The 23,528-nt window shown below is 35.3% G+C and carries 21 protein-coding genes; 8 read left to right on the top strand and 13 right to left on the bottom strand.

Annotated elements, in window-relative coordinates:
- Positions 1-15 precede the first annotated feature (15 nt).
- The 5 genes from deoC to BMX24_RS00505 all read right to left on the bottom strand — a co-directional run bounded on the left by deoC (position 16) and on the right by BMX24_RS00505 (position 4,518).
- Entirely contained in the window at positions 16-762 is a 747-nt protein-coding gene (gene deoC, locus BMX24_RS00525) for a deoxyribose-phosphate aldolase (RefSeq protein ID WP_089790074.1), read from the bottom strand.
- A gap of 3 nt (positions 763-765) precedes the next feature.
- Entirely contained in the window at positions 766-1,236 is a 471-nt protein-coding gene (locus BMX24_RS00520) for an Lrp/AsnC ligand binding domain-containing protein (protein ID WP_089790072.1), read from the bottom strand.
- A gap of 27 nt (positions 1,237-1,263) precedes the next feature.
- The gene (locus BMX24_RS00515) at positions 1,264-2,208 is read right to left on the bottom strand and encodes an endonuclease/exonuclease/phosphatase family protein (protein WP_089790070.1); all 945 of its coding nucleotides are present in this window, start codon (positions 2,206-2,208) and stop codon (positions 1,264-1,266) included.
- Between the two features lie 373 nt (positions 2,209-2,581).
- On the bottom strand, positions 2,582-3,259 hold the full coding sequence (trmD, locus tag BMX24_RS00510; RefSeq protein ID WP_089790068.1) for a tRNA (guanosine(37)-N1)-methyltransferase TrmD: 678 nt from the start codon (positions 3,257-3,259) through the stop codon (positions 2,582-2,584).
- Entirely contained in the window at positions 3,256-4,518 is a 1,263-nt protein-coding gene (locus BMX24_RS00505; RefSeq protein WP_089790066.1) for an NAD(P)/FAD-dependent oxidoreductase, read from the bottom strand. The genes trmD and BMX24_RS00505 overlap by 4 nt, the downstream gene beginning before the upstream one ends.
- Before the next feature lie 65 nt (positions 4,519-4,583).
- Here BMX24_RS00505 and BMX24_RS00500 point away from each other — a divergent pair, with 65 nt between their 5' ends.
- Entirely contained in the window at positions 4,584-5,444 is an 861-nt protein-coding gene (locus BMX24_RS00500) for a glycoside hydrolase family 25 protein (RefSeq protein WP_089790064.1), read from the top strand.
- Positions 5,445-5,670: 226 nt separating this feature from the next.
- On the opposite strand, the gene BMX24_RS00495 is transcribed toward BMX24_RS00500, so the two are convergent.
- Together BMX24_RS00495 and BMX24_RS00490 are read right to left on the bottom strand one after the other, a co-directional pair.
- Complete coding sequence (locus tag BMX24_RS00495) at positions 5,671-6,720, bottom strand: peptidogalycan biosysnthesis protein (RefSeq protein ID WP_139176673.1); 1,050 nt, start codon at positions 6,718-6,720, stop codon at positions 5,671-5,673.
- A 126-nt stretch (positions 6,721-6,846) separates the two neighbouring features.
- The gene (locus BMX24_RS00490; RefSeq protein ID WP_317040864.1) at positions 6,847-7,362 is read right to left on the bottom strand and encodes a DUF1761 domain-containing protein; all 516 of its coding nucleotides are present in this window, start codon (positions 7,360-7,362) and stop codon (positions 6,847-6,849) included.
- A 276-nt stretch (positions 7,363-7,638) separates the two neighbouring features.
- On the opposite strand from BMX24_RS00490, the gene BMX24_RS00485 reads away from it, so the two are divergent.
- Positions 7,639-9,540 carry an ABC-F family ATP-binding cassette domain-containing protein gene (locus tag BMX24_RS00485; RefSeq protein ID WP_089790060.1) on the top strand — a complete coding sequence of 634 codons (1,902 nt, stop codon included), beginning with the start codon at positions 7,639-7,641 and terminating at the stop codon, positions 9,538-9,540.
- Between the two features lie 120 nt (positions 9,541-9,660).
- Here BMX24_RS00485 and BMX24_RS00480 read toward each other — a convergent pair whose 3' ends face one another.
- On the bottom strand, positions 9,661-10,716 hold the full coding sequence (locus tag BMX24_RS00480) for a Gfo/Idh/MocA family oxidoreductase (RefSeq protein ID WP_089790058.1): 1,056 nt from the start codon (positions 10,714-10,716) through the stop codon (positions 9,661-9,663).
- A gap of 171 nt (positions 10,717-10,887) precedes the next feature.
- Here BMX24_RS00480 and BMX24_RS00475 point away from each other — a divergent pair, with 171 nt between their 5' ends.
- The 3 genes from BMX24_RS00475 to BMX24_RS00465 all read left to right on the top strand — a co-directional run bounded on the left by BMX24_RS00475 (position 10,888) and on the right by BMX24_RS00465 (position 14,445).
- Entirely contained in the window at positions 10,888-13,086 is a 2,199-nt protein-coding gene (locus tag BMX24_RS00475; protein ID WP_089790056.1) for a TonB-dependent siderophore receptor, read from the top strand.
- A gap of 90 nt (positions 13,087-13,176) precedes the next feature.
- Positions 13,177-13,692, top strand: a complete 516-nt coding sequence (locus BMX24_RS00470; protein ID WP_089790054.1) for a hypothetical protein — start codon at positions 13,177-13,179, stop codon at positions 13,690-13,692.
- A 162-nt stretch (positions 13,693-13,854) separates the two neighbouring features.
- Positions 13,855-14,445 carry a hypothetical protein gene (locus tag BMX24_RS00465; RefSeq protein WP_089790052.1) on the top strand — a complete coding sequence of 197 codons (591 nt, stop codon included), beginning with the start codon at positions 13,855-13,857 and terminating at the stop codon, positions 14,443-14,445.
- Between the two features lie 100 nt (positions 14,446-14,545).
- Here the strand turns inward: BMX24_RS00465 and BMX24_RS00460 are convergent, their stop codons facing one another.
- Positions 14,546-15,181, bottom strand: coding sequence for a peroxiredoxin (locus tag BMX24_RS00460; RefSeq protein ID WP_089790050.1), 636 nt, complete (start codon positions 15,179-15,181; stop codon positions 14,546-14,548).
- Positions 15,182-15,279: 98 nt separating this feature from the next.
- Here BMX24_RS00460 and BMX24_RS00455 point away from each other — a divergent pair, with 98 nt between their 5' ends.
- Entirely contained in the window at positions 15,280-16,161 is an 882-nt protein-coding gene (locus tag BMX24_RS00455; protein ID WP_089790046.1) for a mechanosensitive ion channel family protein, read from the top strand.
- 104 nt (positions 16,162-16,265) lie between these two features.
- Here BMX24_RS00455 and sucC read toward each other — a convergent pair whose 3' ends face one another.
- The 4 genes from sucC to BMX24_RS00435 form a co-directional block, all read right to left on the bottom strand.
- Positions 16,266-17,456, bottom strand: coding sequence for an ADP-forming succinate--CoA ligase subunit beta (sucC, locus tag BMX24_RS00450; protein WP_089790045.1), 1,191 nt, complete (start codon positions 17,454-17,456; stop codon positions 16,266-16,268).
- A gap of 131 nt (positions 17,457-17,587) precedes the next feature.
- Positions 17,588-18,865, bottom strand: a complete 1,278-nt coding sequence (locus BMX24_RS00445; protein WP_089790044.1) for a chloride channel protein — start codon at positions 18,863-18,865, stop codon at positions 17,588-17,590.
- A gap of 258 nt (positions 18,866-19,123) precedes the next feature.
- Positions 19,124-19,510 (bottom strand): DUF423 domain-containing protein, encoded by a 387-nt coding sequence (locus BMX24_RS00440; protein WP_089790042.1) that lies wholly within the window; start codon positions 19,508-19,510, stop codon positions 19,124-19,126.
- Between the two features lie 151 nt (positions 19,511-19,661).
- Complete coding sequence (locus BMX24_RS00435) at positions 19,662-20,990, bottom strand: hydroxymethylglutaryl-CoA reductase, degradative (RefSeq protein WP_089790040.1); 1,329 nt, start codon at positions 20,988-20,990, stop codon at positions 19,662-19,664.
- A 257-nt stretch (positions 20,991-21,247) separates the two neighbouring features.
- Here BMX24_RS00435 and BMX24_RS00430 point away from each other — a divergent pair, with 257 nt between their 5' ends.
- Complete coding sequence (locus tag BMX24_RS00430) at positions 21,248-22,507, top strand: putative DNA modification/repair radical SAM protein (protein WP_089790038.1); 1,260 nt, start codon at positions 21,248-21,250, stop codon at positions 22,505-22,507.
- Between the two features lie 195 nt (positions 22,508-22,702).
- Complete coding sequence (locus BMX24_RS00425; protein ID WP_089790036.1) at positions 22,703-23,461, top strand: TIGR03915 family putative DNA repair protein; 759 nt, start codon at positions 22,703-22,705, stop codon at positions 23,459-23,461.
- Positions 23,462-23,528 lie beyond the last annotated feature (67 nt).

Here is a 23,528-nt window from a genome sequence, read left to right as displayed (position 1 = left end):
ATAAATATTTTTGTATTAATAACCTTCAGAAGCAGATTGATTTTTAATTAAAGCCAATGCTGAAGAAGTTCCTATTCTTTTTACGCCCATAGTGATCATTTTTTCCGCATCTTCGGGAGTTCTTACCCCTCCTGCAGCTTTTACAGGAAGTTTCCCGGCATTATCAAGCATTATTTTTACACCTTCAAATGTTGCTCCGTTAGGCTTTTCACCGGTAGTTTTATAAAAGCCCGTTGAAGATTTTACGAAAATTTTTGACAGGTCGTTTTCAGAAAAGTTCTCTTCTGCCCAATGGGAAATGTTTTTAGTAAGGTCTGCAATTTGTTCATCAGATAAAGCTGCAATTTCAATAATCCATTTTGCAATTTTATGATGCTGCACGCACAACAGTGTACATTTTACAAATTCTTCTTTTACCAAGCCCAGATTTCCTTTCAGGTATGCATTATAATTAATAACAAAATCCAATTCATCGGCTCCGTCAGCTATTGCTTTTGAGGCTTCTGCCAGTTTTTCATCGATGGAATAAGTTCCTTCGTGAAAACCGATTACAGTTCCTACCACAACATTTGAATTCCTTTCCAGAAGATATTTTTTGATTTCAGATACATAATCCGGGCGTATCATCACGGCAAAAATTCCGTTTTCGATCGCTTCCTGAGCAAGATCTTTATCTATCTGTAAAGTTTCTTCATCTGAAAGCCCTGATTGCGCGGGCGTTTTCAAATAAGTTGAATCCAAATACTGAGCAATATTCATAATCTGTTATACTTTCAATTGTCTGTAAATACCTTGTTCCAAAGATATGAAAGTTTCTGTTCTTGTAACTCCTTTTAGTTTCTGAAGTTTGCTAAGAATCTGCATCAAGTGATCGTTATCCTTGCAAAGAACCTTCAGGAAGATTGTATAGTTTCCTGTTGTATAATGAGCTTCCACCACTTCATTAATATCTTTTAAAGATTTTACCACATCAGGATAGTTGCTTGGCTGATCTAGGAATACACCAATATACGAAATAACCTTATATCCGATTTTTTTAGGATTTAAGAATGAAATTGAGTTTTCAATCACACCCGCATGTTCCAGTTTCTTAATTCTCTGGTGAACGGCAGTTGTTGAAATTCCAACATTTTTCGAAATGTGCGCTAATGACGTTTTAGCATTGTCCATCAACATGTAAATGATTTCCTTGTCGATTGAATCTAAATGATAGTTTGTGTTGCTTGAATTTTTCATTTTCTACTTTTTTTATTATTCATGTTTTTACGTTGTGCCATCTTTTTTGAAACTCACGAAAACCGGAAAATGATCGCTGTATCCGCCCAAATACCGTGTACCTGCATAAGTTCGGAAGGGTCGCCCTTCAAATTTCCTGTTCCGGCTGCTGATTTTTTCGGATCGGAATACTTCCGCGTCCTGAAAATGCAGAGCAGATTGTTTTGTGAAGAAAGACTTCGACAAAATGATCTGGTCAAACAGCAGTCCAGATTTATAATGAAAAGTAGAATAATTTCTTGTGGAAAATAACTGCTGAAAAGGGTTTTCTAAAACCTTTCCATGCGCGTCATCATAGAGAATTTTTACTAAATTTTCATCATCTGGGTTTTCGTTAAAATCACCACACAAAATCACATGTTCTTTCTCTTCATTGACTAAATTCAAAATTCGCCCCCGAATTTCATTAAGTATAAAGGCTCTTTTGGGTTTATTAATATCTTTCTTACGCTTAGAGGGAAGATGCGCGATAAAAACATTAATGACCTCTCCTTTATATTTTACTTTTGAATAAAGTACATCCCTAGTTGTGTCGTAGTTTTCTGTGTTTTTTTTTATTATTTCAAAGAAGAAAGTAATAGTTTGAGAGTCTACCACTTCAATCTTATTCATATCATACAATAAAGCTACATCTACATTCCTTTCATCCATAGAATTGTAGTGGACAATTCCATACTGCGAATTAAAAGGTTCCATCTTCACAAGGTCTTCCAACACTTTCCTTCCGGAAACTTCTGACAAACCGATCATAAAAGGCAATACACCATTTTCCTCCTTCATCAGCTGAAAGACGTGTGATATTTTAAAGAGCTTGTTCTGATATTTTTTCTCGTCCCAATTCCTAAGCCCCGATATGGTGGGGTCTAACTTATGTTTCGGCATTGGATCCGGTAAAAATAAATTTTCAACGTTGTAAAAACTGAACAGCTCCATCAACACGTATTTCTTAAAATTAAAATTTACATCTCAACTTCAGAATGTAAATTTATTATTTTTTTTAATATATCATTAATTATTTTGTATATTTTTCACATTAATTTCTTACTCAAAATATACCATTCTTAACAAAAAATAAAAATCTATTTACTAATATTAGGTTAAAATTTTTAATTATTCTTTTTTATCTCTGATTAAAGTAAAATTAAAAAAATATATTAAACTTAAATTTATTAGAATAAAAATTATTTATCAATATGAATTTAAGCTAAATTTTAATCATAAATCAAATACGAGCAATTTTTATTCCATTCTAAACTTAATTTTTTAAAAAATAGAAAAATAATTCTTATTTAACAAATTTTAACGATCAATTTCCTAGCAGATCAGGACGTTTTTCTTTCGTAATCCTTATTGCTTCATCATGACGCCATTCTTCAATTTTCCCAAAATTTCCGCTTAAAAGAATTTTAGGAACCTCCAGACCTTTGTAAACTTCGGGTCTTGTATAAATCGGCGGAGATAACAGATCATCCTGAAAACTGTCCGTCAATGCGCTTTGCTCGTCATTCAAAACACCGGGAAGAAGTCGGATCACAGAATCTGCCAAAACACACGCAGCCAACTCTCCACCCGTTAAAACATAATCACCGATCGATATTTCTTTCGTGATATGAAGATCTCTCACACGCTGATCTATTCCTTTATAATGGCCACATAAAAAGATCAGGTTATTCTTAATAGAAAGTGTATTGGCGATTTTTTGATTTAAAGTGATCCCGTCCGGAGTAAGGTAAATTACCTCATCATATTCTCTTTGAGATTTCAGTTCAGAAATGCACTTGTCCAACGGCTCTACCATCATTACCATTCCCGCCCCGCCTCCGTAAGGCTCGTCGTCTATCTGCCTGTGCTTGTTCGTGGCCCAATCTCTCAGATGATGAAAGTGTACTTCTGCCAATCCTTTATCCATCGCTCTCCTTAAGATAGAAGTCTGAAACGGACTTTCCATCAATTCCGGAAGTACGCTTATAATGTCAATTCTCATTGTAATGTTTCGTTTTTCTTATTGGGCAAAATTATTAATCGTAAAGAAGAATCTTTATTGAAGTAGCTCCACATCCAGTTGAAGAACACCGCCAGTTTATTTCTTACACTTAAAATCAACATCAAGTGTAAAAACATCCAGAAATACCATGCCAGAAATCCCTGGAATTTTATATATGGTAAATCTACAACAGCCCTGTGTTTTCCGATGGTTGCCAATGAACCTTTATCATCATATTCATATTCTACCCAATCATTAACACCCTTCTTTAAAAGGTTTTTTCCTAAATTTTTTGCCTGATTAATCGCTACGTTGGCAACCTGCGGATGACCCTGCGGATATTTTGGTGTTTCCATGTAGGCAATATCCCCGATTGCATAAATATTTTCGTAGCCTTTTACTTTATTATATCTGTCGACTATATATCTGTTTTTCATTAAATTCTCCTGAGAAAAACCATCTACCACATTTCCCGTCACACCTGCTGCCCAGATTACATTATTAGAAGGAATGCTCTTCCCGCTTTTCATGTACACTTTGTCGCCGTCGTAATCTGTAACATATTCCTGACTCAGGAATGTTACTCCTAAATCTTTCAAATATTTTTCAGATTTTTCCTGAGCTTCAGGACTCATTACCGCTAATGGTTTTTCTGTAGAGCTTATCAGAATGATTTTAAGATGATCAAAATTCATATACGGATAGTCTCTCGGAAGAATTTCTTTTTTCATTTCCGCAAAAGCTCCGGCTAATTCTACTCCCGTCGGACCGCTTCCTACGATAACGATATTCCAGTTTCCGTCGTCGCTTCGGCTTTTCTCGATAATCAGTTTTTCGAAAGTCATTAACACATGATTTCTGATGCTGATCGCTTCCTGAGTATTTTTCATTCCGAAAGCTCTGCCTTCAAGATCTTTATTGCCGAAAAAATTGGTTTTACAGCCTGTCGCGATGATTAATTTATCATAGCTGAAATCGGCTTCGTCCGTAATGACTTTATTGTTTGCGGTATCAATTTCTTTAACTTCCGTTAAACGAAACTGCGTATTTCTGGAACGCTGAAAAATTTTCCTGAAAGGGAAAGAAATATTGGAAGGCTCGATCCTCCCACACGCTACCTGATAAAATAGAGGTTGGAACATGTGGTGGTTTACCCGATCCAGAACAATTACTTTTTTATTTTTATTGTTCAATGTTTTTGCAAGTTGCAGTCCCGCAAAACCACCTCCAATAATGATGATTTTTTCGCGTGTTTCCATAGTAGACAAATTTACTGATTTTATTTAGCATTTAGTATTGAAAAAAGTTAGTTTTGCAAAACTTTATGACTCAGAGAAAATACAGCAAAAAGACCGCCAAGATCCACCAGAAGCGACGAAAGAACTATTTTTTGCGTCGAAAAGTAGTATTGATAATTTTAATAATTGCTTTGGTAGGAACAGGTCTTTATTTAAAGCAATCTATAAGCTATTATTACGCGCTGTACTTTAATAAATTTAAACATAAAAAACTTCATAACACTGAAGCGGAAGCTTTAAGAATTCAAAAAATCTTGTCTGATAATCTTAATAAGACCTATGGATTTGATATTTCGCATTATCAAAACAGAGAAGACATCAACTGGGACAGTTTAAGTATCGGAAATAGAACCATCCCTCTGGAATTTGTCGTGATGCGCGCTACGATGGGCAACCGAAATGCTGATAAACATTTTGATGAGTTTTGGGAACAGGCAAAAAAGCATGAATTGATCCGCGGAGCCTATCATTTTTACAGAGTTGATGAAGATCCTGTAATTCAGGCAAATAATTTTCTTGAAAATGTAAAACTGGAAAGCGGAGATCTCCCTCCAATTTTAGATATTGAAAAAATTCCGAAACGTAAGACTAACAAAAAGTTGCTCGAAGATTTGAAAATCTGGTGTAAAATCATTGAGGAAACATATGGCGAAAAACCTATTATCTACACCTATTATCATTATTACAAAGACTTTCTGAAGGGAGAATTTGATGATTATCCACTTTGGCTGGCCAATTACAATGATGTTCCTACTCCATCACCCAATGACGACTGGGATTTTTGGCAGTTTACAGAAAACGGAATTGTTCACGGGATTAATGCGAAGGTTGATTTGGATATTTATAATGGGAGTTCCTGGTCTTTGAAAAGATTGACTTTGGATTGATTTTTATGTTTTGGCTAAAGCCGATTGATTTATTTTATTTTTTTAAACGGGCTAAAGCCCGTTCCTATTGATATAAAACATTGTGTTTATTTGTGAGAACATTTGTGTTATTTGTGTTTTGGAATTCTCTCGCGGATTTTGTAGATTAAGCAGATGATTGTAATTATCTTTTTTTTAATTTCATTTGTGTTATCCATGAAAATATTTGTGTCATTTGTGTTTAAAATCATTTAAACGGTTTTCGCTGAATCCATTCTGTTTTTGGGGAAAGTGAAGGAAAAATATTTTTCATGAATTGGTTGGCAAGAAAACTTTTATGTTTAATTAATCCGAAAATTTCTACGGGTTCTGCGCCGATAGTCGATTTTATTTCCAAAGCTGTTCTTCCGAAAATAATTCTTTTAAACTGATGATGGATTGAAAAATCCACCATATCCAACAACATATTCAGATAAAGTTGTTTTTCCTTTTGAAGTTCTTTATTGTAACCTAAAAAATAGGTATCAATATCTTCATTATTCAGGATTAAAGTATAGAAACCAATTAACTTTTGCTCTGAAAAATATCCAAAGATTTTAAAGTTATCTTTTAAATTTTCCTTCATCATTTCAAAATGATTTTCAGCCAGGAAAAATGTATTGAAAGGTGCATTTTCCGCGACATTCTGGTAGAGGAAATTCATTTCTTTCTGAAGCTTTTTCACTTCTCTCAAATGAAGCTCCCTCTTCTCGATTCCCTGTAATTTTTTCTTGGCAGATTTGGCTCTGGTTCTGTATTTTGTTGAAAAATCATTTAAATAGTCTTCAAAATTCAACCATTGCTTTCTTAATTTTAAAATCATTGTCGGCTGCACTGAAAATTTAAAGTAAGCCTGATGCGCCTTATCATTAAAATAAGTAACAAAATTCGACTGATAATCTTTATAAATTATCAAAGACGTTTTTCTGATCTCTTTTTGCATCTTACAAACCGCTTTATCCAGAAGAGGAACAACCTGTTCTAGATTAATTTTTGACGAATCGAAATAAAACCCGTTTTGCCCGGTCAGCATATTATTTCCGAGAATCATCACATCTTTGCTGAACTGCCGTCCAAAGAAATTCCTGATGCTGCACCAAACCTGGTTTTTCTGAAAAGTAGAATGATATTGAAAGTCCAGATATTGAAACAAAGCGCCACCAATCAATTCATTATCCAGGAAAAATCCCACAAAATAACATCGCATATTTTGAGGAGAGGACACTTCAAGAACATGGAAATATTCTTTGGAAAGCATAATATTATGGTTCCCAATCACAGTGTTCCAATATTCAGGTAAATCTGAAACAGTGGAGTATATTTTTAAATTATAAGACATAAAAAAGGCCACACAAATGTAGCCCTATCTTTTAAACCGTTAAAATTATTTTTGAGTCACCCAATAAAAACCATCTACGGCATACCATCCGCAAATAATTCCTCCCATAATGGTAATGGTGATCGTCCAATACGCCGTATTGATCATGGTGTATTTCCAGGATTTTCTTTCAAACATGGCATTAATGGCAATAAGAGGAAAAACAAAAAATATCCCTGCCATAAAAGAATGCAAAGCGCCGTGACCAAAAGAACGGTAAGCCATTCCGTAGTCTTTCATGAAAGCGGTGTAAGAATCTTTGGCGTTCATCTCGTCGCCGCCGACCATTCCCATAGCTCCAAACTGGTGAATCGTCACCATCTGAAGGAAAAAGGCCATGAGCGCCGATAAAATCAGTGAGAAAATAAAAACTCCTATCATCTGTCCCTGCATTTTATCTTCCGACAATCCGGCTTCACGCATCCAAACAGTACCGAAAATTTTTGGATGATACCAGATAAATCCCATAATGAGAGGGACGATTGCGGCTACAAGAATAGCCCAAAAGTTAATTTGCATCATAGTTTTAATTTTTAAAATTAGTTACATAAAGCTACATCAAAAATCAATACAAAATATATTAAAATCAAAATTTTATTAATTTCAATTAAAAAATCACAAACAAAATACTATTTAATGAATAATAATTTAAAACAATCAAAGAATCGTTATTATTTTCAATTTAAAAAAAACGCCAGAATCTGCTGTTTCGGAATCGCTTTATTTAAAAGTTTTTGTTGATACATTTTCGTATTTTTGCGGCTCGATTTAAGTTTTAAATTAAAGTATTACATTCCAATGAATTACGTTTCTGTTGAAAATCTCACCAAATCTTATGGCATTAAAGTTTTGTTTGAAAATATTTCTTTTCACATCAATGAAGGGGACAAAATTGCCATTGTAGCCAAAAACGGAAGCGGAAAATCTACCATTCTGAAAATCCTGATGGGAAAAGAAGTAGCAGACAGCGGAACAGTGAATATTAATAAAGATATACAGGTGGTTTTGTTTGATCAGGAAATTGATTTTAATTCTGATCTTACCATTGAGGAATTCATGATGACGTTGGATTCTGCACCGATCAAAGCTCTGAAAAATTATCATAAATCGCTTCATTCCACAGACAATGATTTTATTGAAAAAGCATTAGCCGAAATGGAAGCCCACAAAGCCTGGGATCTGGAAAATGAAATGAAACAGATTCTTTCCCAGCTTAAAATCACAGATCTGGAAGCTAAAATGGGAACCCTTTCCGGAGGACAGATCAAACGTGTGGCACTGGCAAAATTGTTAACGGAAACCAGAGCGGAACACCGTCATACCCTTCTCATCATGGATGAGCCCACCAACCACCTCGATGTAGAAATGGTAGAATGGCTTGAAAATTATTTGAATAAAGCTAAAATCACCTTATTACTGGTAACCCACGACCGGTATTTTCTAGACAGTGTCTGCGATATCATCTGGGAGCTGGAAGACAAAAACCTTTACATTCACAACGGTTCTTATGCAACATATCTTGAGAACAAAATGATTCGTGAGGACAACTTAAATGCAACGATCGATAAGGCCAACAACCTTTACAGAAAGGAGCTAGAGTGGATGCGAAGACAGCCAAAAGCAAGAACGACAAAATCAAAATCAAGAATCGATTCTTTCTACGAAACGGAAAAAGTAGCTAAAACCGACACCCGAAAACAAGGCCTGGAACTGGATTTTGAAATGAAACGTTTGGGTAAAAAAATCCTTGAACTAAAACATATTGATAAAAGTTTTGGAAATAAAGTGTTGCTTAAAGATTTCAGCTACCAATTTCAAAGAGGTGAAAAAGTAGGAATCGTAGGAAAAAACGGAGTTGGGAAATCGACGCTTTTAAATATTATCCAGGGATTTGAAAAATTTGATAATGGTGAAATTGAAACCGGGGAAACCATTCATTTCGGATATTTTTCTCAAAAAGGATTGCAGTATAAAGAAGATGAAAGAGTCATTGATTTTATTAAAGAAGTTGCGGAGTTTTATCCTTTGGCCAACGGAAAAAGTCTTTCTGCATCGCAGTTTTTAAGATTATTTTTATTTGACGACCAGACGCAGTATTCTCCGATTTCAAAGCTTTCCGGAGGTGAAAAAAGGAGATTGCATCTGATGTATATTTTATATCAGAATCCGAATTTCCTGATCTTTGATGAGCCTACCAATGACTTGGATCTTCCGACACTCACGGTTCTTGAAAACTTTTTGCAACAGTTTCAAGGTTCACTGATTATCGTTTCCCACGACAGATATTTTATGGACAGAATTGTTGATCATATTTTAGCTTTCGAAGGAGAAGGAAAAATTAAAGATTTTGTCGGAAATTTCTCAGAATATCGTGAAGCAAAAAGCCGCGAAGAATCTTTGGAAAAATCGGCAGTTCAGAAAGTTGAGCCAGTAAAAGAGCCTGTTTCCGCACCAAATATTTCTCAAAACTCGTTTAAAAAGAAAAAACTTTCCTTTAAAGAACAAAAAGAATTAGAAACCATCGAAAAAGAAATGCCCGAACTGGAAACAAAAAGAGCTGAAATCCTAGATTCTCTCAACAATGAATCTGATTATGAAAAGATTTCAAAACTTTCTGCAGACCTCGAAGCCATTTCCGAAAAACTGGAAAACCACGAAATGAGATGGCTGGAACTTCAGGAAATGCTGGGAGAAGGATAATTGGGTTGGAGAGTTTTGGAGTTGGAGGGTTTGAGGGTGAGAGTATTTGAGAATTAAATTTTTAATACTTTTTTCTAAAAACACCCACTCTCAAACACTAAAACCCTCCGAATCAAATACTTACAAAGTTACAATTTTCCCTTCCTTAGAACTTTCCCAGGCTGCATCAATGATCTTCATGTTTTTGATGATTTCTTCTGCCGGTGATGGCAATGCATATCCGAAAACAATAAATTCATAGATCTGCTGATAATAATTCATATAATTTCCGGGTTCGCTTGATGTAAAAATTCTTTGGGTTTCTTTATTTTCATTTAAATAATTCAGAATTCCATCCGGTTCTTTTAAAGGCTGCGTCCATTCTTTTCCATATTCGGGAACAGCTCCTGCGACCAATTCATTTTCCTGATTATCTGTTCGTTCTTGCAAAAAGCTTCCTTTTTCCCCATGAATAGCGTATGCATAATGTGCTTCCTTAGTGAAAACCGAAGATTTTAACCTTACTCTCAAATCATTTTGATAAAATAAAATAATTTCAAAATAGTCATTCGCAAACTCTTTTCCTTTCATAGAAAAAACATCTGCAAACAATCTTTCCGGAAAACCAAAGTATTGCACCGCCTGATCGACCAAATGTGATCCCAAATCGTGAAGCGAGCCAGAACCAGTAGCTTCCGGATTTTCTTTATGGGCTTTCCCGCTTGGCTCGGTGCGGAATCTGTCGAAACGGATTTCGGCTTCTTTAATATTGCCTACGTTTCCTTCACTCATGATTTTTTGTACCTGAAGATAATCACGGTCGAATCTTCTGTTTTGATAAACACTTAGAAACAATCCCTTTTCTTCTGCCAGTTTTACCAGTTCTTCTGCCTGGGAAACATTAACTGTAAAAGGTTTTTCAACCACTACATTTTTTCCGGCTTCGAGCGCCATTTTGGTATATTCAAAATGAGTCTGAACGGGTGTATTCACTACAACCAGCTCAATATCTGCATTTTTCAGCATTTCTTCTACTGATCGATAAATGGTTGCCTCAGGGTATTTTTCTTTTGAATCTTCCTTGCTTCTTTCCACTACTGCAGACATAAAAAATCCCGGATGTTCCTTTAGAAACGGGGCATGGAAAACCTTTCCGCTCATCCCGAATGCACACAAACCTACTTTTACCAATTGCATAATTTTTATTTTTAACAAATATATCTATAAAAATATTATCTGTTTTGTCGTGTTCGGGAATTATTAATTCTTAATTAAAGTGATAAAAATCATTATTTTTATTTCGAATAATTCTAAATAAGCCTTACTTTTGCCACTTATTTAAAACCTCTCTAAATAATAATAGTACGAATGAAAAAACAGCTGGTTACCTTAGGATTATTGTTCACAGCGATATCCTTATCTGCACAAATGAAAAATACGGAAGCGGATACTGTCAGAGTTCAGACCATTGAAGACGTGAACTTACATAAAACAGGAAATCCCAACAAAGCGAGACCGCTTTCTACAAAGTCTAACCTTACGGTAATGGAAAATCCGCAGGCTATGTCGATTGTAACGCACGAAATCATTGAGCAGCAACAGGCTAAACAGTTGAGTGATGTTATTAGAAATGTAAATGGTATTTACTTAACTTCTGCAAGAGGCGGTTCTCAGGATAGTTTTGGTGGACGTGGTTTCACATTTGGGAACGATAATATTTTCAAAAACGGAGCTAAAGTAAATAGTGGGGTTTTTCCTGAAGTAAGCGGCTTGGAGAGAGTTGAAGTTTTAAAAGGAGCGAATGCAATGTTATATGGAAACGTTGGTCCTGGTGGAATTGTAAACTTAATCACAAAAAAACCAAAATTCGAATTTGGAGGTGCATTTGGCTTCAGTGCCGGAAGCTGGAATTCTTACAAACCAACAATTGATATTTATGGACCTCTATCAAAAAATATTGCTTTTAGAGTAAACGGAGCTTATGAATATGCTGAAAGTTTCAGGGATTTGGTACAATCTAAAAAGAATTATTTCAACCCGTCTTTTGTTTTTAATCTTAGTGAAAATACACAGTTAATAGTAGAAGGTGATTATTTATACCATAATTTCACACCGGATTTTGGAATCGGAAGTGTCACGGATAATGCTACCGGAGTTTCAAGATTGGCAACCGAAATTGGAAGAAATCAATTCTTTGGAGCAAATTGGCAATATCAAACCAATCAACAGGCTTCAACCGATGTGATTTTAAATCATAAATTTAATAACAACTGGGCTTTAAACGCTGTAGCTTCTTATCAAAACTATACGAAAGATTATTTTTCTACAGAGAGGATTCAGTGGGCTTATAATTCAAAAAACAATAATTTCAATCCGTCTTGGACAAGACCTGTTGGAAGAACTTATAATGAGCAAAACTACACTTCCCTGCAGATCAACTTAAATGGAGAATTTAAAACAGGAAATATAGTTCATAAACTTTTAGTAGGAACCGACGGTGATTATGGTCAGGCTGATTCATATACTTTCAAACTAAGCAGTACAACTTTAGGTACATTACTTCTAAATGATCCTTCTACATGGAGTAATGAAGGAGCAATGCCAACCGCTGATAAAACGTACAGAAGAAGAATTCCTACAAGAAGATTGGGAATTTATACACAAGATCTTGTAGAACTAACAAAATCTTTAAAATTATTAGCTGGAGTACGTTTTTCTTATTTAACGAACGGAGAGTCCAGTGATAAAATATTCTTGCCAAATAACCCTGTTGCTGCTACAAGTGCAAAAACGGAAGATCACGCTTTTTCTCCGAAAGTTGGCATTGTTTATAATCCAAATGATAATCTTTCAGTATTTGCGACTTATACCAACTCATTCGTTCCAAACACAGGAACTACAGTATATTTTGAAGCATTAAAACCTTCTACCGTAGATCAGTATGAAATTGGTATTAAAAAGAATGTATTTAATAATGCAGTAGCCATTAACTTAACGGCTTATCAAATCATTAACAATAATACTTACAACACAGCGAGATTCAAAGCTGATGGTACACAGAACTCAGATTCCAATTTAAAAGAATTTGCAGGTAAAGTAAGAAGCCGGGGTGTAGAATTGGATATCACCGGAAATCCGCTTACCAATTTATCATTAATAGGAGGAGTGTCATATAATAATTCTGTGTACACAGAAACTCCTGACGTTTATGGCTATGTTGAGGATCAAAGATTGGTAAGAACACCTGCTGTGACAGCAAATGCTTCTGTATTCTACACATTTACAAACTTTGCTAAAGGATTAAGAGTTGGTGCAACAGCATTCTACACAGGTGACAGAAAAGCAGGCTGGAATGACACAAAAAACCAAACCCAAGTTACAAGAATGATCGATGTTGAAGGCTTTACAACAGTCGATTTAAGTTTAGGCTACGAATGGAAAAAATTCATGATCCAAGGAAAAGTAGGAAATTTGTTTGATGTAGTGAACTATAATGTACACGAAAATTATTCGGTAAACCCTATTACACCAAGAAATTATTATTTTACTTTGACGTATAAACTTTAATAATTTAATAATACCAATTACTTCAAATAAAAAGAGTGGGAATTGCAATTTTGCAGTTTCCACTTTTAAACTTTAAAAAACAAAGACGATATGGATAAGATTAAGGATACAAGAAGTTTCATGAGAATCACACACCGCTATCTGGGATATTTTCTGGCGGGAATCATGGCTATTTATGCTTTGAGCGGTGTTCTGCTGGTTTACAGGGATACAGATTTCCTTAAAAAAGAAAAAAAATATGACAAAGTAATCGACAAAAACCTTTCTGAAAAAGAACTTGGCAAAGAATTAAAAATAAAAAACCTGGAAGTAGAAAAAACAGAGGGCTCTATTTTAACCTTCAAACAGGGGACTTATAATACGGAAACCGGTGAAGCAAAATACTCAAAAAAAGAACTTCCTTTTGTTTTGGACAAGATGACAAAATTGCACAAGGCACAATCTAAAGACACCCTTTCGCCATTAAATACCTTTTTTGGCATATCTCTTTTCTTTTTTGTCATATCAAGTTTTTGGATGTTTAACCCAAAATCAAAAATTTTTAAGCGCGGAATTATTTTTACAATTATAGGCATTGTAGTTTCTATTATTTTGTTATTTATTTAATATAATTATAATTTTAACTATAATTACGAATTAAAAGAAAATAATTTTCATTAAATTAACAAAAATTATAAAAATTCACCAAGTGTTGAACAAGTATGGCACATTTCTTGTTTTTTCTTTATTTGACAAATAATAAAACATTAATTATTAAAAAGATAAATTATGAAAAAACTGATTTTAACCGGCATACTTGCTGTAGCTGGTTTGGCTACGACTATGAATGCTCAAATTCAAAAAGGAAACTGGATGGTTGGAAGCAGCCTTATATCCAGTAGATTCGGATTGAACACAGACGCAGGATATGACATCGCAATTCAGCCGAAGGGTGCATATTTTATAAAAGATAACGTTGCTGTCGGAGGATACGTAACATTAGGTACCAGTAAAGTAAGTAAAGATTCCGGAACACAATTTACCTATGCTGTAGGAGGTTTAGGACGTTACTATCTATCTCCGGGAGAGAAAGGTGTTGATAATTTATTAAACCACGGAAGATGGTTTTTTGAAGGAAACTTAGGTATTGGAGGGCAATCTACTAAAGGAGGTACTTCTACAACGGGTCTGGATTTCGGTGTAGGTCCTGGTTACTCTTACTTCATTACTCCGAATATCGGTCTTGAAGGTTTGGTAAAATATGCTGGAGTTACCGGATTTGGTAATGAAGGTCTTACTTCTAACATTACTTTCAATTTAGGTTTCAGTATCTATATTCCTACTTCGAAAGCAAAACAAGTCGTAAACGACGTAAAATAGAATCACTTCACATATACATATCGTATATCTTGAAAGCGCCCCAAAATTTTTGGGGCGCTTTTCGTACAAATTAAAACTAAACTATAAAAAATCAAATAAATCATGTATTAGGTTGAGGTGTATATCTCAGATACGGCTTTATTTCCGTAACGCCTTTCGGAAATATTTTTCTTGCATCTTCCGTAGAAATTGCAGGTGGGACAATCACATCTTCTCCGTTTTCCCAGTTTACGGGTGTTGCCACTTTATATGAATCAACTAACTGAAGAGAATCCAGCACTCGAATAATTTCATTAAAATTTCTTCCGGTAGAAGCCGGGTATGTGATAATTAATCTTACTTTTTTCTCCGGATCAATGATTAACAACGAACGTACTGTCGTAGTCGCAGAAGCATTAGGATGAATAAAATCATATAATTCTGAAATTTTCCTTTCTTTATCTGCTATGATAGGAAACTGTACATCTGTATTCTGGGTTTCATTAATATCTTTAATCCAGTTCAGGTGATCTTCTACTCCATCTACACTCAGGGCAATGACTTTAGTTCCCCTTTTTTCAAACTCCGACTTCAGTTTTGAAGTATACCCCAATTCCGTCGTACAGACTGGTGTATAATCTGCCGGGTGTGAAAATAAAATTCCCCACGAATCTCCCAGATAGTCATAAAAATTAATATCTCCGACAGAGGTTTCTGCCTGAAAATTGGGTGCCGTATCTCCTAGTTTAATTGACATAATATTTTGTTTTGTTAGTCTACAAATTTAGTAGACTTTTTAAGACTGGCAAAATTTTTGTTGATTTTTTTTATATTTAATGTAAATAATTTTACTTCATGCAAAAAAATGGTTTAAGCTACTTCGATGTTGTTTATAAAGTCTTGGAAAACTGGTATTTAAAATTTGCAGAGCTTACTCCAAAATTAATTGTAGGAATTCTGGTATTCTCATTCTTCTTGATTACCAGCAAATATTTTAGTCAGATTGCCGTAAAATTTTTCCATAAATTTTTTCCTAAAAGCAAAAAGGAAAGTTCTTTGGTAACCTTAATCAGTGTTTTCAGATTTATTATTATGCTGATGGGAACTTTCATTGCTCTTGAGATCATGGGATTCAGCAATTTCCTTTGGAAATTCATCGGAAGCTTGGGAGTGGCAGGGGTCATTGCAGGGGTAGCATTGAAAGATTTAGTCTCTAGTATCTTCTCAGGAATGCTCATCGGAATCGATAAAGCCTTTAAAGTAGGAGATTATATCACCATTGGAGCCAACTCGGGAACTGTTATCGAAATTGGATTTTTAACCACAAAAATAATTACCGATGATGGTAAAAAAGTATACATCCCGAATCAGGTTGTTTTCAATGCTCCGTTCTCTAATATTACAGCTTCACCTCAGCGAAGAATTATTTTAAATTTTGAAATTCCTGCAGATGAGGATGTCAACAAAGCACAAATAGGAATTTTAGAAGTCATAAAAAATCTGGAAAATGCAGACAAACTGGATACCGCTGAAGTTATTTTTACAGACTTAAAACAAGGCGTTTTTAATCTTCAGGCTAAATTTTGGATGAAAGTCGGCGCCAATATGGCTTTGGTAAAAAATGAAGCTTTAATGAAAATCAAGCAACGTCTGGATTCGGATAATATCCAATTGGTAACGCCGACGAGTATTAATATTACCAACGGAGACACTTTAATCAACGAAAATCATGATTAAAATAAGACGTTAGAAATCATATAAATGATGATTTTCCTATTAATGAAAACAAAAAACCGTTCCAAAAAAATGAAACGGATTTAATTTTATATAAAAATTTTAGACTAAGCTAAAACTTCTTTTACTTTGTTTGCAGCTTCTTCTAAAGTAATTGCAGAGTGAACCGGAAGACCAGACTCGTCAATTAATTTTTTAGCTTCAACAGCGTTAGTTCCCTGTAATCTTACGATCAATGGAACCGGAAGGCTACCCATTGCTTTGTAAGCATCTACAACACCCTGAGCCACTCTGTCACATCTTACGATACCTCCGAAGATGTTGATCAAGATTGCTTTTACGTTTGGATCTCTCAAGATGATTCCGAAAGCAGTCTGTACTCTCTGAGCATCAGCAGTACCTCCAACGTCCAGGAAGTTGGCAGGGTTACCACCAGATAATTTGATGATATCCATTGTAGCCATTGCAAGACCAGCTCCGTTTACCATACAAGCAACGTTACCGTCTAGTTTTACGAAGTTAAGACCAGCTTCACCAGCTTCAACATCCATTGGATCTTCTTCTCTCGTATCTCTCAGTTCAGCTAGATCTTTGTGACGGAACAATGAGTTGTCATCCAAAGTTACTTTAGCATCTACAGCGATAATTTTGTTATCAGAAGTCTTCAATACAGGGTTGATCTCGAAAAGAGAAGCATCGATACCTGTATAAGCATTATATAAAGAAGTGATGAATTTTGTGAATTCTTTGAAAGCATTCCCTTCAAGACCTAGGTTGAAAGCAATTTTTCTAGCCTGGAAACCCTGAAGACCTAAAGCAGGATCAATGATTTCTTTGTGGATCAAATGAGGAGTTACCTCAGCAACGTGCTCGATATCCATACCTCCTTCAGTAGAATATACTACTGTATTTTTACCTTCAGCTCTGTCTAAAAGAATAGAAACATAAAATTCTTTAGTTTCTGACTCTCCCGGATAATATACATCCTCTGCAACCAAAACAGAATTTACTTTTTTACCTTCAGCAGACGTTTGTGGAGTTACCAACTGCATTCCGATGATGTTCTGAGCGTTTTCTTTAAGCTTATCCATATTTGGAGAGAACTTTACACCACCACCTTTACCACGACCACCTGCGTGGATCTGAGCTTTTACTACCCACCCTTGAGCGCCAGTTTCAGCAGTTAGTTTTTCAGCAGCAGCTACAGCTTCGTCTACGTTATTTGCTACGTAACCACGTTGGATAGCTACTCCGTACTTTGATAAAATCTCTTTTGATTGATACTCGTGAAGATTCATATTATTTTTATTATTTTATTTTAAAATTTAAAGGTTGACAAATTTACTAAAAAGACACGGAAGTTCAAGTTTATTGGCTTAAAATTTAAAGTTCAGAGAACTTGATTTTTAACATATCTTTCTATTTTGTCCTATTCTTCGGATAATTTTTCAGATTGTGAACCGATAAACGGAATTTTCGGAGCCAGGAAATAGCCTGTTAAACTCGCAAAAAGTATCGGCACGAAGTACGTAAACCCTGTTAAAGTCCCCAAAATAATCGTTGTACTCATCGGAGTTCTCGTTACACAGGCATTGATCGCAGCCATACAGCTTACAATGGCCAGCGTTGTGTCAACGGTAGGGAAAAGATTATGAATAATTAATCCCAAAGTCGTTCCCACAAAGAAAAGCGGAATGATAAAACCACCTCTCCATCCGGAAGTTACGGTAATGGCAATTGCTAAAATTTTAAAAATTAAAACAATAATTAAAAAATCTAATGTAAAATTCCCGTTGATAATTTCATTGATTTCATTATGCCCAAAATATCTTGTAATCGGTAGATAGAAAGCGATAACTCCCAAAATAATGCCGCCAATCATCATTGTAATATAGATAGGAAGCTTCCTGTATTCAAAGATTTTTTTGAAAAATTTAACAACAAAAATAAAAATCCAGCCGAATAAAGTACCGACAATCCCGAAAGCTGTTGCATAGGCAAAATCATAAACTCCTGAGTAATGATAATCTTTCAGGTTCCACGTTGCCCCGATTCCCATGTGAATGATCAAGGCAAACATCAGATAACTGAAACAGCTTGCTACAAGGGCTGGAATAATGGCTTTGTAATATTCAACCGCGTGTTTGTGATGAAGAATTTCCAAAGAAAAAAGACTTCCTCCAAGCGGAGCACCGAAAAGTGCCGTAAAGCCCGATGCCATTCCCGCGATGCTTAAAGAACGTAATTCTTCTCCTTTTAATCTGAAAATTTTTCCCAGCCAGGTTCCCGTAGAACCCGTTACCTGAACCAAAGGTGCTTCAGGGCCTAAACTTCCTCCCGATGCCACACAGAAAAGTGAAGACAAAATCATGGAAGGATTATTTTTCGGTTCTAATTTTCCTTTATTAAATCTGATATTATTTACAATCAAATGAATTTCTCCCGGATCTCCAAAAAAATGAATCACCAAACCCGCCAGCAAGCCACAAACAGCCATCGTCGGAATCACCATCCACCCTTGAAATTCTGCTAGAAATTCAGTAAAATGTTCGAGGACAATCCAATACAACCCGGCAATCACGCCACCAACAAGACCTGTAAAAGCCCACATAAAAAAAGTCCGGCTAAAAACAAACGGATTAAATCTGATGGGCTGATCCAAAAGATCAAATGTTCTGATTAGGCGTCTTCTTCTATTGATTTTCATTTAAATTGATTTTAAAATTAAGATCATAATTGTGTATTAATTTATGATCTTTGATGAGTATTAATGCATTTGCGGACGAAAAAATTAGCCTGCAAACATTAAAATGTTTCGACAGGTTCAGCATGACATCGCGAATACTAACTGTTTTGACGCTCGCTTCGCTCGCGCTTTTATTTTAAACTTATAAAAATTTGCCCTTGACCTTTTCAGCACCTATTACGGGTGTCAGTCTGAGCCTGTCGAAGGCTTATTTATAAATTAAATTCTATTCTTCGCAAAATAAAGAATCAGCATTCCCCAGCTAAGGATCATCAACAAACCTCCAAGCGGAGTGATCGGTCCTAAAAACTTCAGGTTGGCACCTAAATAATCCTGAAGACTTAGGAAATAAATGCTCACAGAAAACAGGAAAGTTCCCACAATCATTAAAATGGAAGTCCATTTTTCCGTTGAAGTCTCAAATTTTAAAATGTAGCCAATAATCAACAAAAAGAAAGCAGCATACATCTGATATCTTACTCCCGTTTCAAAACTTTCCAGCCTTTCCAAAGACAAGATTTTCTTTAAAGCGTGCGCGCCGAATGCACCCAAAATCACGGACAGCATTCCGTAAACGGCACCAAAAACTAAAGTAATTGTTTTCATTTATAATTTATAATCTTAAATACTAATGATATAGCTCCAATCCCGATGAAAACCCACGCCAGCTTTTTATTTTGTGCAAAGCCCGGATTTTTAGTTAATTTCAGAAAAATCCCGAAAGTCAGCATAAAAGCTGAGACAATAATTCCAAACATTATTTCTCTCTCAATCGGTTAAATTCATTAATAACCTCATGATGACTCACGGTTTTATCCTTAAAATAAGTCACAAAATGTTGCTTTTCTTCTTCCGTTGCACCTAATTGATTTAAAATATTAAGCAAATGCATTTTCATATGCCCTTTTTGAATTCCGGTTGTCACCAAAGAACGTAGCGCCGCAAAATTCTGAGCCAGTCCGGAAACCGCCAAAATACTCATCAATTCCTGAGCAGAAGGCTTTCCAAGAAGTGCCAAAGAGAATTTTACCAGCGGATGAAGGTTCGTTAAACCGCCCACAACACCTACAGAAATCGGAAGATCGATCCAGAATCTGAAAACTCCGTTGTCTGTTGTACAATGTGTTAAAGAAGAATATCTTCCGTTTCTCGCTGCATATGCATGAGCACAAGCCTCGGTCGCCCTAAAGTCGTTTCCGGTTGCGATTACAACAGCATCTACTCCATTCATGATCCCTTTATTATGAGTTGTCGCCCGGAAAGGTTCAATTTCAGCAATCGTCACCGCCTGCTTGAATTTTCTTGCAAATTCTTCGTTTGAAATTCCGCTGTCGTCTTTCAGGTCTTCAATCTTACAGGAAACTTCAGCCCTCACGATACAATCCGGAGTGAAATTCGACAAAATATTCATCACGATCTGTAAAGAATTCTTTTCTTCCTGAGTGAAATCTTCGCTTACCGCAACTTCCTGTTTTAATGTTTTTCCAAACTGTTCCAGACAAGAATTAATGAAATTCGCACCCATAGAATCTACTGTATCAAAACTTGCTTTAAGCTGATAATAATTTGGCATTTCCGCAGTTTTATCAACTAATTTGATATCTAAAATTCCACCACCGCGATTTCTCATATTTGCGGTAATGTCATTCGTAGCTTCAATTAATTTTTTCTTTAAATTAAAATTAAAAAAATGAAGTAGTTTATGAGATTCCACGTTAAATATAAAGTGAGTGTGTCCCAGTTTTTCGTTGTTGATGATCGTAGTTTTAAAACCACCTTTATCAATCCAGAATTTTGCAGCTTTTGACGCCGCTGCAACTACTGAACTTTCTTCAACAGCCATTGGAAGGGCGAATAATTTTCCGTCAATCAGGAAATTCGGTGCAATTCCGTAAGGCATATAGAAATTGGAAATGGTATTTTCAGAGAACTCATCGTGAAGTTTCTGAAGATCAGCATTTTCGTTCCAGTATTGTTTTAATATATGTTGATATTCTTCGTTTCCTTCAAGATATTCGTTTACAAGCCAATCGATTTTCCCTTGTTTTGTCAATTTAGAAAAACCTTCAACGGGTTTATGGTTCATAGGTATGCATTTTATATAATATGGAATCGCGAGTTTGCGATCTCACTCATAAATTATTGACCGTAAATATACTAATTTTGTCTCTGTTTTATGTTGATAACTTCAATGAAAAAAGGTTGACATTTATCAATTTTGGAATTAAATTTGAATAGAAATTTTAAAGTTTAAACTATAAAAGTTATATTTTTTTTAACACATAAGTCATATGTTAAAAGAAAAAAAATTAAATCCTTTTTTGGTAAAAAATAAAATTAAATATGAATTTTGACCGCCTCAAAGAAAAACTCGAAATCCTTGCCGATGCAGCGAAATATGACGTTTCGTGCTCATCCAGCGGAGGAACGAGAAAGAATACGAAAGGCGCTTTGGGAGACAGTTCTGCGAGCGGAATCTGTCATACCTATACCGAAGACGGACGATGTGTTTCGCTTCTCAAAATTCTATTGACCAATCATTGTATTTACGACTGTGCTTATTGTGTTTCCAGAAGTTCGAATGATATTAAAAGAGCTGCGTTTACAGTAGAAGAAGTCGTTGATTTAACGATCAATTTTTACCGTAGAAACTATATTGAAGGGTTATTTTTAAGTTCAGGAATTTTCAAAAATGCGGATACCACGATGGAACGATTGGTTCGCGTCGCGAAAAAATTACGCCTGGAAGAAAATTTTAACGGATATATTCATTTAAAATCAATTCCCGGAGCGAGCGATGAACTGATGCAGGAAGCAGCTTTGTACGCCGACAGATTATCCATTAATCTTGAAATTCCTACAGAAAGTGGCCTCAAATTACTGGCTCCTGAAAAAAATCGACAGGATATGCTCAATCCGATGAAATATATTCAAAACGGAATTGCGCAATACAAGGACGAAAAGAAAATTTTCAGGAAAGTTCCGAAGTTTGCGCCGGCAGGACAATCCACGCAGATGATTGTAGGTGCTACGAATGAAAATGACTTACAAATTATCAAGGTTGCCGATCATTTTTATAAAAATTTTAATCTTAAAAGAGTTTACTATTCCGGGTATGTTCCGGTTTTGGAAGATAAAAGACTGCCTTCTTTAACGACGGAAGTTCCGATGCTTCGGGAAAACCGTTTGTATCAATCGGATTGGCTTATGCGTTTTTATGGTTTTAAAGCAGAAGAAATTTTAGATCCGAATATGCCGTTTTTAGATTTGGAAGTCGATCCGAAATTAAGCTGGGCTTTGAGACATCTTCATCAATTTCCTGTTAATTTGCAGACTGCAGATTATCAGATGATTTTAAGAATTCCCGGAATTGGAGTAAAAACTGCGCAGAAAATTGTCAGTGCAAGACGTTTTCAGGTTTTAACGTTGGATCATTTGAAAAAGCTGGGTGCAGCGGTGAATCGGGCGAGATATTTTATCGATTTTAATACAGGAAATGCGTATTTGAAATATTTAACGGATAAAAATTTCAGAAAACTGTTGATTGGCGGAAGTTCTTCAAAGTTTCATAATCAATTTTCGCAGCAACTGACGCTTTTTTGATGTAAACACAAATGGCACGAATGTTTTTCACAAATAACACAAAATCAAACAACCTCTTTGTCATCCTGAAAGGATCTCAACATACATTTAAAATTGTTTCTCTAATACTTTGCCTAGATGCTTTCAACATGACAAACTGAATAACGAGACGCTCAAATTATTACATTTTAAATTACTAAATTGTTACATCAAACCATGACCACCCTACTCTACGACGGCAGTTTCGACGGGCTTTTCACAGCGATATTTGAAGTTTTTGAATATCGTTATCAAGATGTGGAAATTGTAAGCAGAGAAAGGTTTCATCAGGAAAATATTTTTGCGGAAATCCATGAGGTGATTACTCAAAATGATAAAGCTGAAAGAGTTTTAAATAAATTAGAACAAAACATCGGAAAATCCGGAATCCATGACCTTTTGAAGGTTTATTTATCGGAAGATACTGAATCGGAACAGCTTATTTTATCTGCGGTAAAACAATCTATAAAACATCCGGATGAAAATATTTTACAAAATTATGCCGATAATGATATGTTGAAAATTTCCAAAATCTGCAAATCTGTAAGTCGGGAAAGGCACCGGATGACAGCTTTTGTCCGTTTCGAAAAGATGCAGGATGATGTTTTTTTCGCTAAAATCGATCCTGATTTCAATGTTCTTCCTTTGATTCGAAAACATTTTAAAGACCGTTACCAGGATCAAAAATGGATGATCTATGATCTGAGAAGAAATTATGGAATTCTCTATGATCTGGAAAGCTGCGATTTTTTTTATCCTGATGAAAAATTAGACTTAAATAAATATCAGCAGAAATTTCACGACGAGGAAACGCAATATCAGACGCTTTGGCAACGGTATTTTACGAAAACCAATATTGTCGAGAGAAAGAATCTGAAACTACATATTCAGCATGTTCCGAGGAGATATTGGAAGTATTTGACGGAGAAATATTAAATTTCTTTTTGTCTTGAAATAAAAGAAACAAAAATTAAAGACTTGAAAACTTTAAAAAAGATTTAAA

This window comes from Chryseobacterium wanjuense (genome assembly GCF_900111495.1).
GTDB classification, from domain to species: Bacteria; Bacteroidota; Bacteroidia; order Flavobacteriales; family Weeksellaceae; genus Chryseobacterium; species Chryseobacterium wanjuense.
The sequence above is the reverse complement of the archived record's forward strand: the minus strand, read 5'-3'. Positions and strand labels throughout refer to the sequence as shown.

Excerpts from the sequence above, each read along its gene's own strand:
- BMX24_RS00520 (WP_089790072.1), bottom strand. The coding sequence starts at position 1,236 with ATGAAAAATTCAAGCAACACAAACTATCATTTAGATTCAATCGACAAG.
- BMX24_RS00515 (WP_089790070.1), bottom strand. The coding sequence starts at position 2,208 with ATGGAGCTGTTCAGTTTTTACAACGTTGAAAATTTATTTTTACCGGAT.
- trmD (WP_089790068.1), bottom strand. The coding sequence starts at position 3,259 with ATGAGAATTGACATTATAAGCGTACTTCCGGAATTGATGGAAAGTCCG.
- BMX24_RS00505 (WP_089790066.1), bottom strand. The coding sequence starts at position 4,518 with ATGGAAACACGCGAAAAAATCATCATTATTGGAGGTGGTTTTGCGGGA.
- BMX24_RS00500 (WP_089790064.1), top strand. The coding sequence starts at position 4,584 with ATGACTCAGAGAAAATACAGCAAAAAGACCGCCAAGATCCACCAGAAG.
- BMX24_RS00495 (WP_139176673.1), bottom strand. The coding sequence starts at position 6,720 with ATGCTTTCCAAAGAATATTTCCATGTTCTTGAAGTGTCCTCTCCTCAA.
- BMX24_RS00490 (WP_317040864.1), bottom strand. The coding sequence starts at position 7,362 with ATGATGCAAATTAACTTTTGGGCTATTCTTGTAGCCGCAATCGTCCCT.
- BMX24_RS00485 (WP_089790060.1), top strand. The coding sequence starts at position 7,639 with ATGAATTACGTTTCTGTTGAAAATCTCACCAAATCTTATGGCATTAAA.
- BMX24_RS00480 (WP_089790058.1), bottom strand. The coding sequence starts at position 10,716 with ATGCAATTGGTAAAAGTAGGTTTGTGTGCATTCGGGATGAGCGGAAAG.
- BMX24_RS00475 (WP_089790056.1), top strand. The coding sequence starts at position 10,888 with ATGAAAAAACAGCTGGTTACCTTAGGATTATTGTTCACAGCGATATCC.
- BMX24_RS00470 (WP_089790054.1), top strand. The coding sequence starts at position 13,177 with ATGGATAAGATTAAGGATACAAGAAGTTTCATGAGAATCACACACCGC.
- BMX24_RS00465 (WP_089790052.1), top strand. The coding sequence starts at position 13,855 with ATGAAAAAACTGATTTTAACCGGCATACTTGCTGTAGCTGGTTTGGCT.
- BMX24_RS00460 (WP_089790050.1), bottom strand. The coding sequence starts at position 15,181 with ATGTCAATTAAACTAGGAGATACGGCACCCAATTTTCAGGCAGAAACC.
- BMX24_RS00455 (WP_089790046.1), top strand. The coding sequence starts at position 15,280 with ATGCAAAAAAATGGTTTAAGCTACTTCGATGTTGTTTATAAAGTCTTG.
- sucC (WP_089790045.1), bottom strand. The coding sequence starts at position 17,456 with ATGAATCTTCACGAGTATCAATCAAAAGAGATTTTATCAAAGTACGGA.
- BMX24_RS00445 (WP_089790044.1), bottom strand. The coding sequence starts at position 18,865 with ATGAAAATCAATAGAAGAAGACGCCTAATCAGAACATTTGATCTTTTG.
- BMX24_RS00440 (WP_089790042.1), bottom strand. The coding sequence starts at position 19,510 with ATGAAAACAATTACTTTAGTTTTTGGTGCCGTTTACGGAATGCTGTCC.
- BMX24_RS00435 (WP_089790040.1), bottom strand. The coding sequence starts at position 20,990 with ATGAACCATAAACCCGTTGAAGGTTTTTCTAAATTGACAAAACAAGGG.
- BMX24_RS00430 (WP_089790038.1), top strand. The coding sequence starts at position 21,248 with ATGAATTTTGACCGCCTCAAAGAAAAACTCGAAATCCTTGCCGATGCA.
- BMX24_RS00425 (WP_089790036.1), top strand. The coding sequence starts at position 22,703 with ATGACCACCCTACTCTACGACGGCAGTTTCGACGGGCTTTTCACAGCG.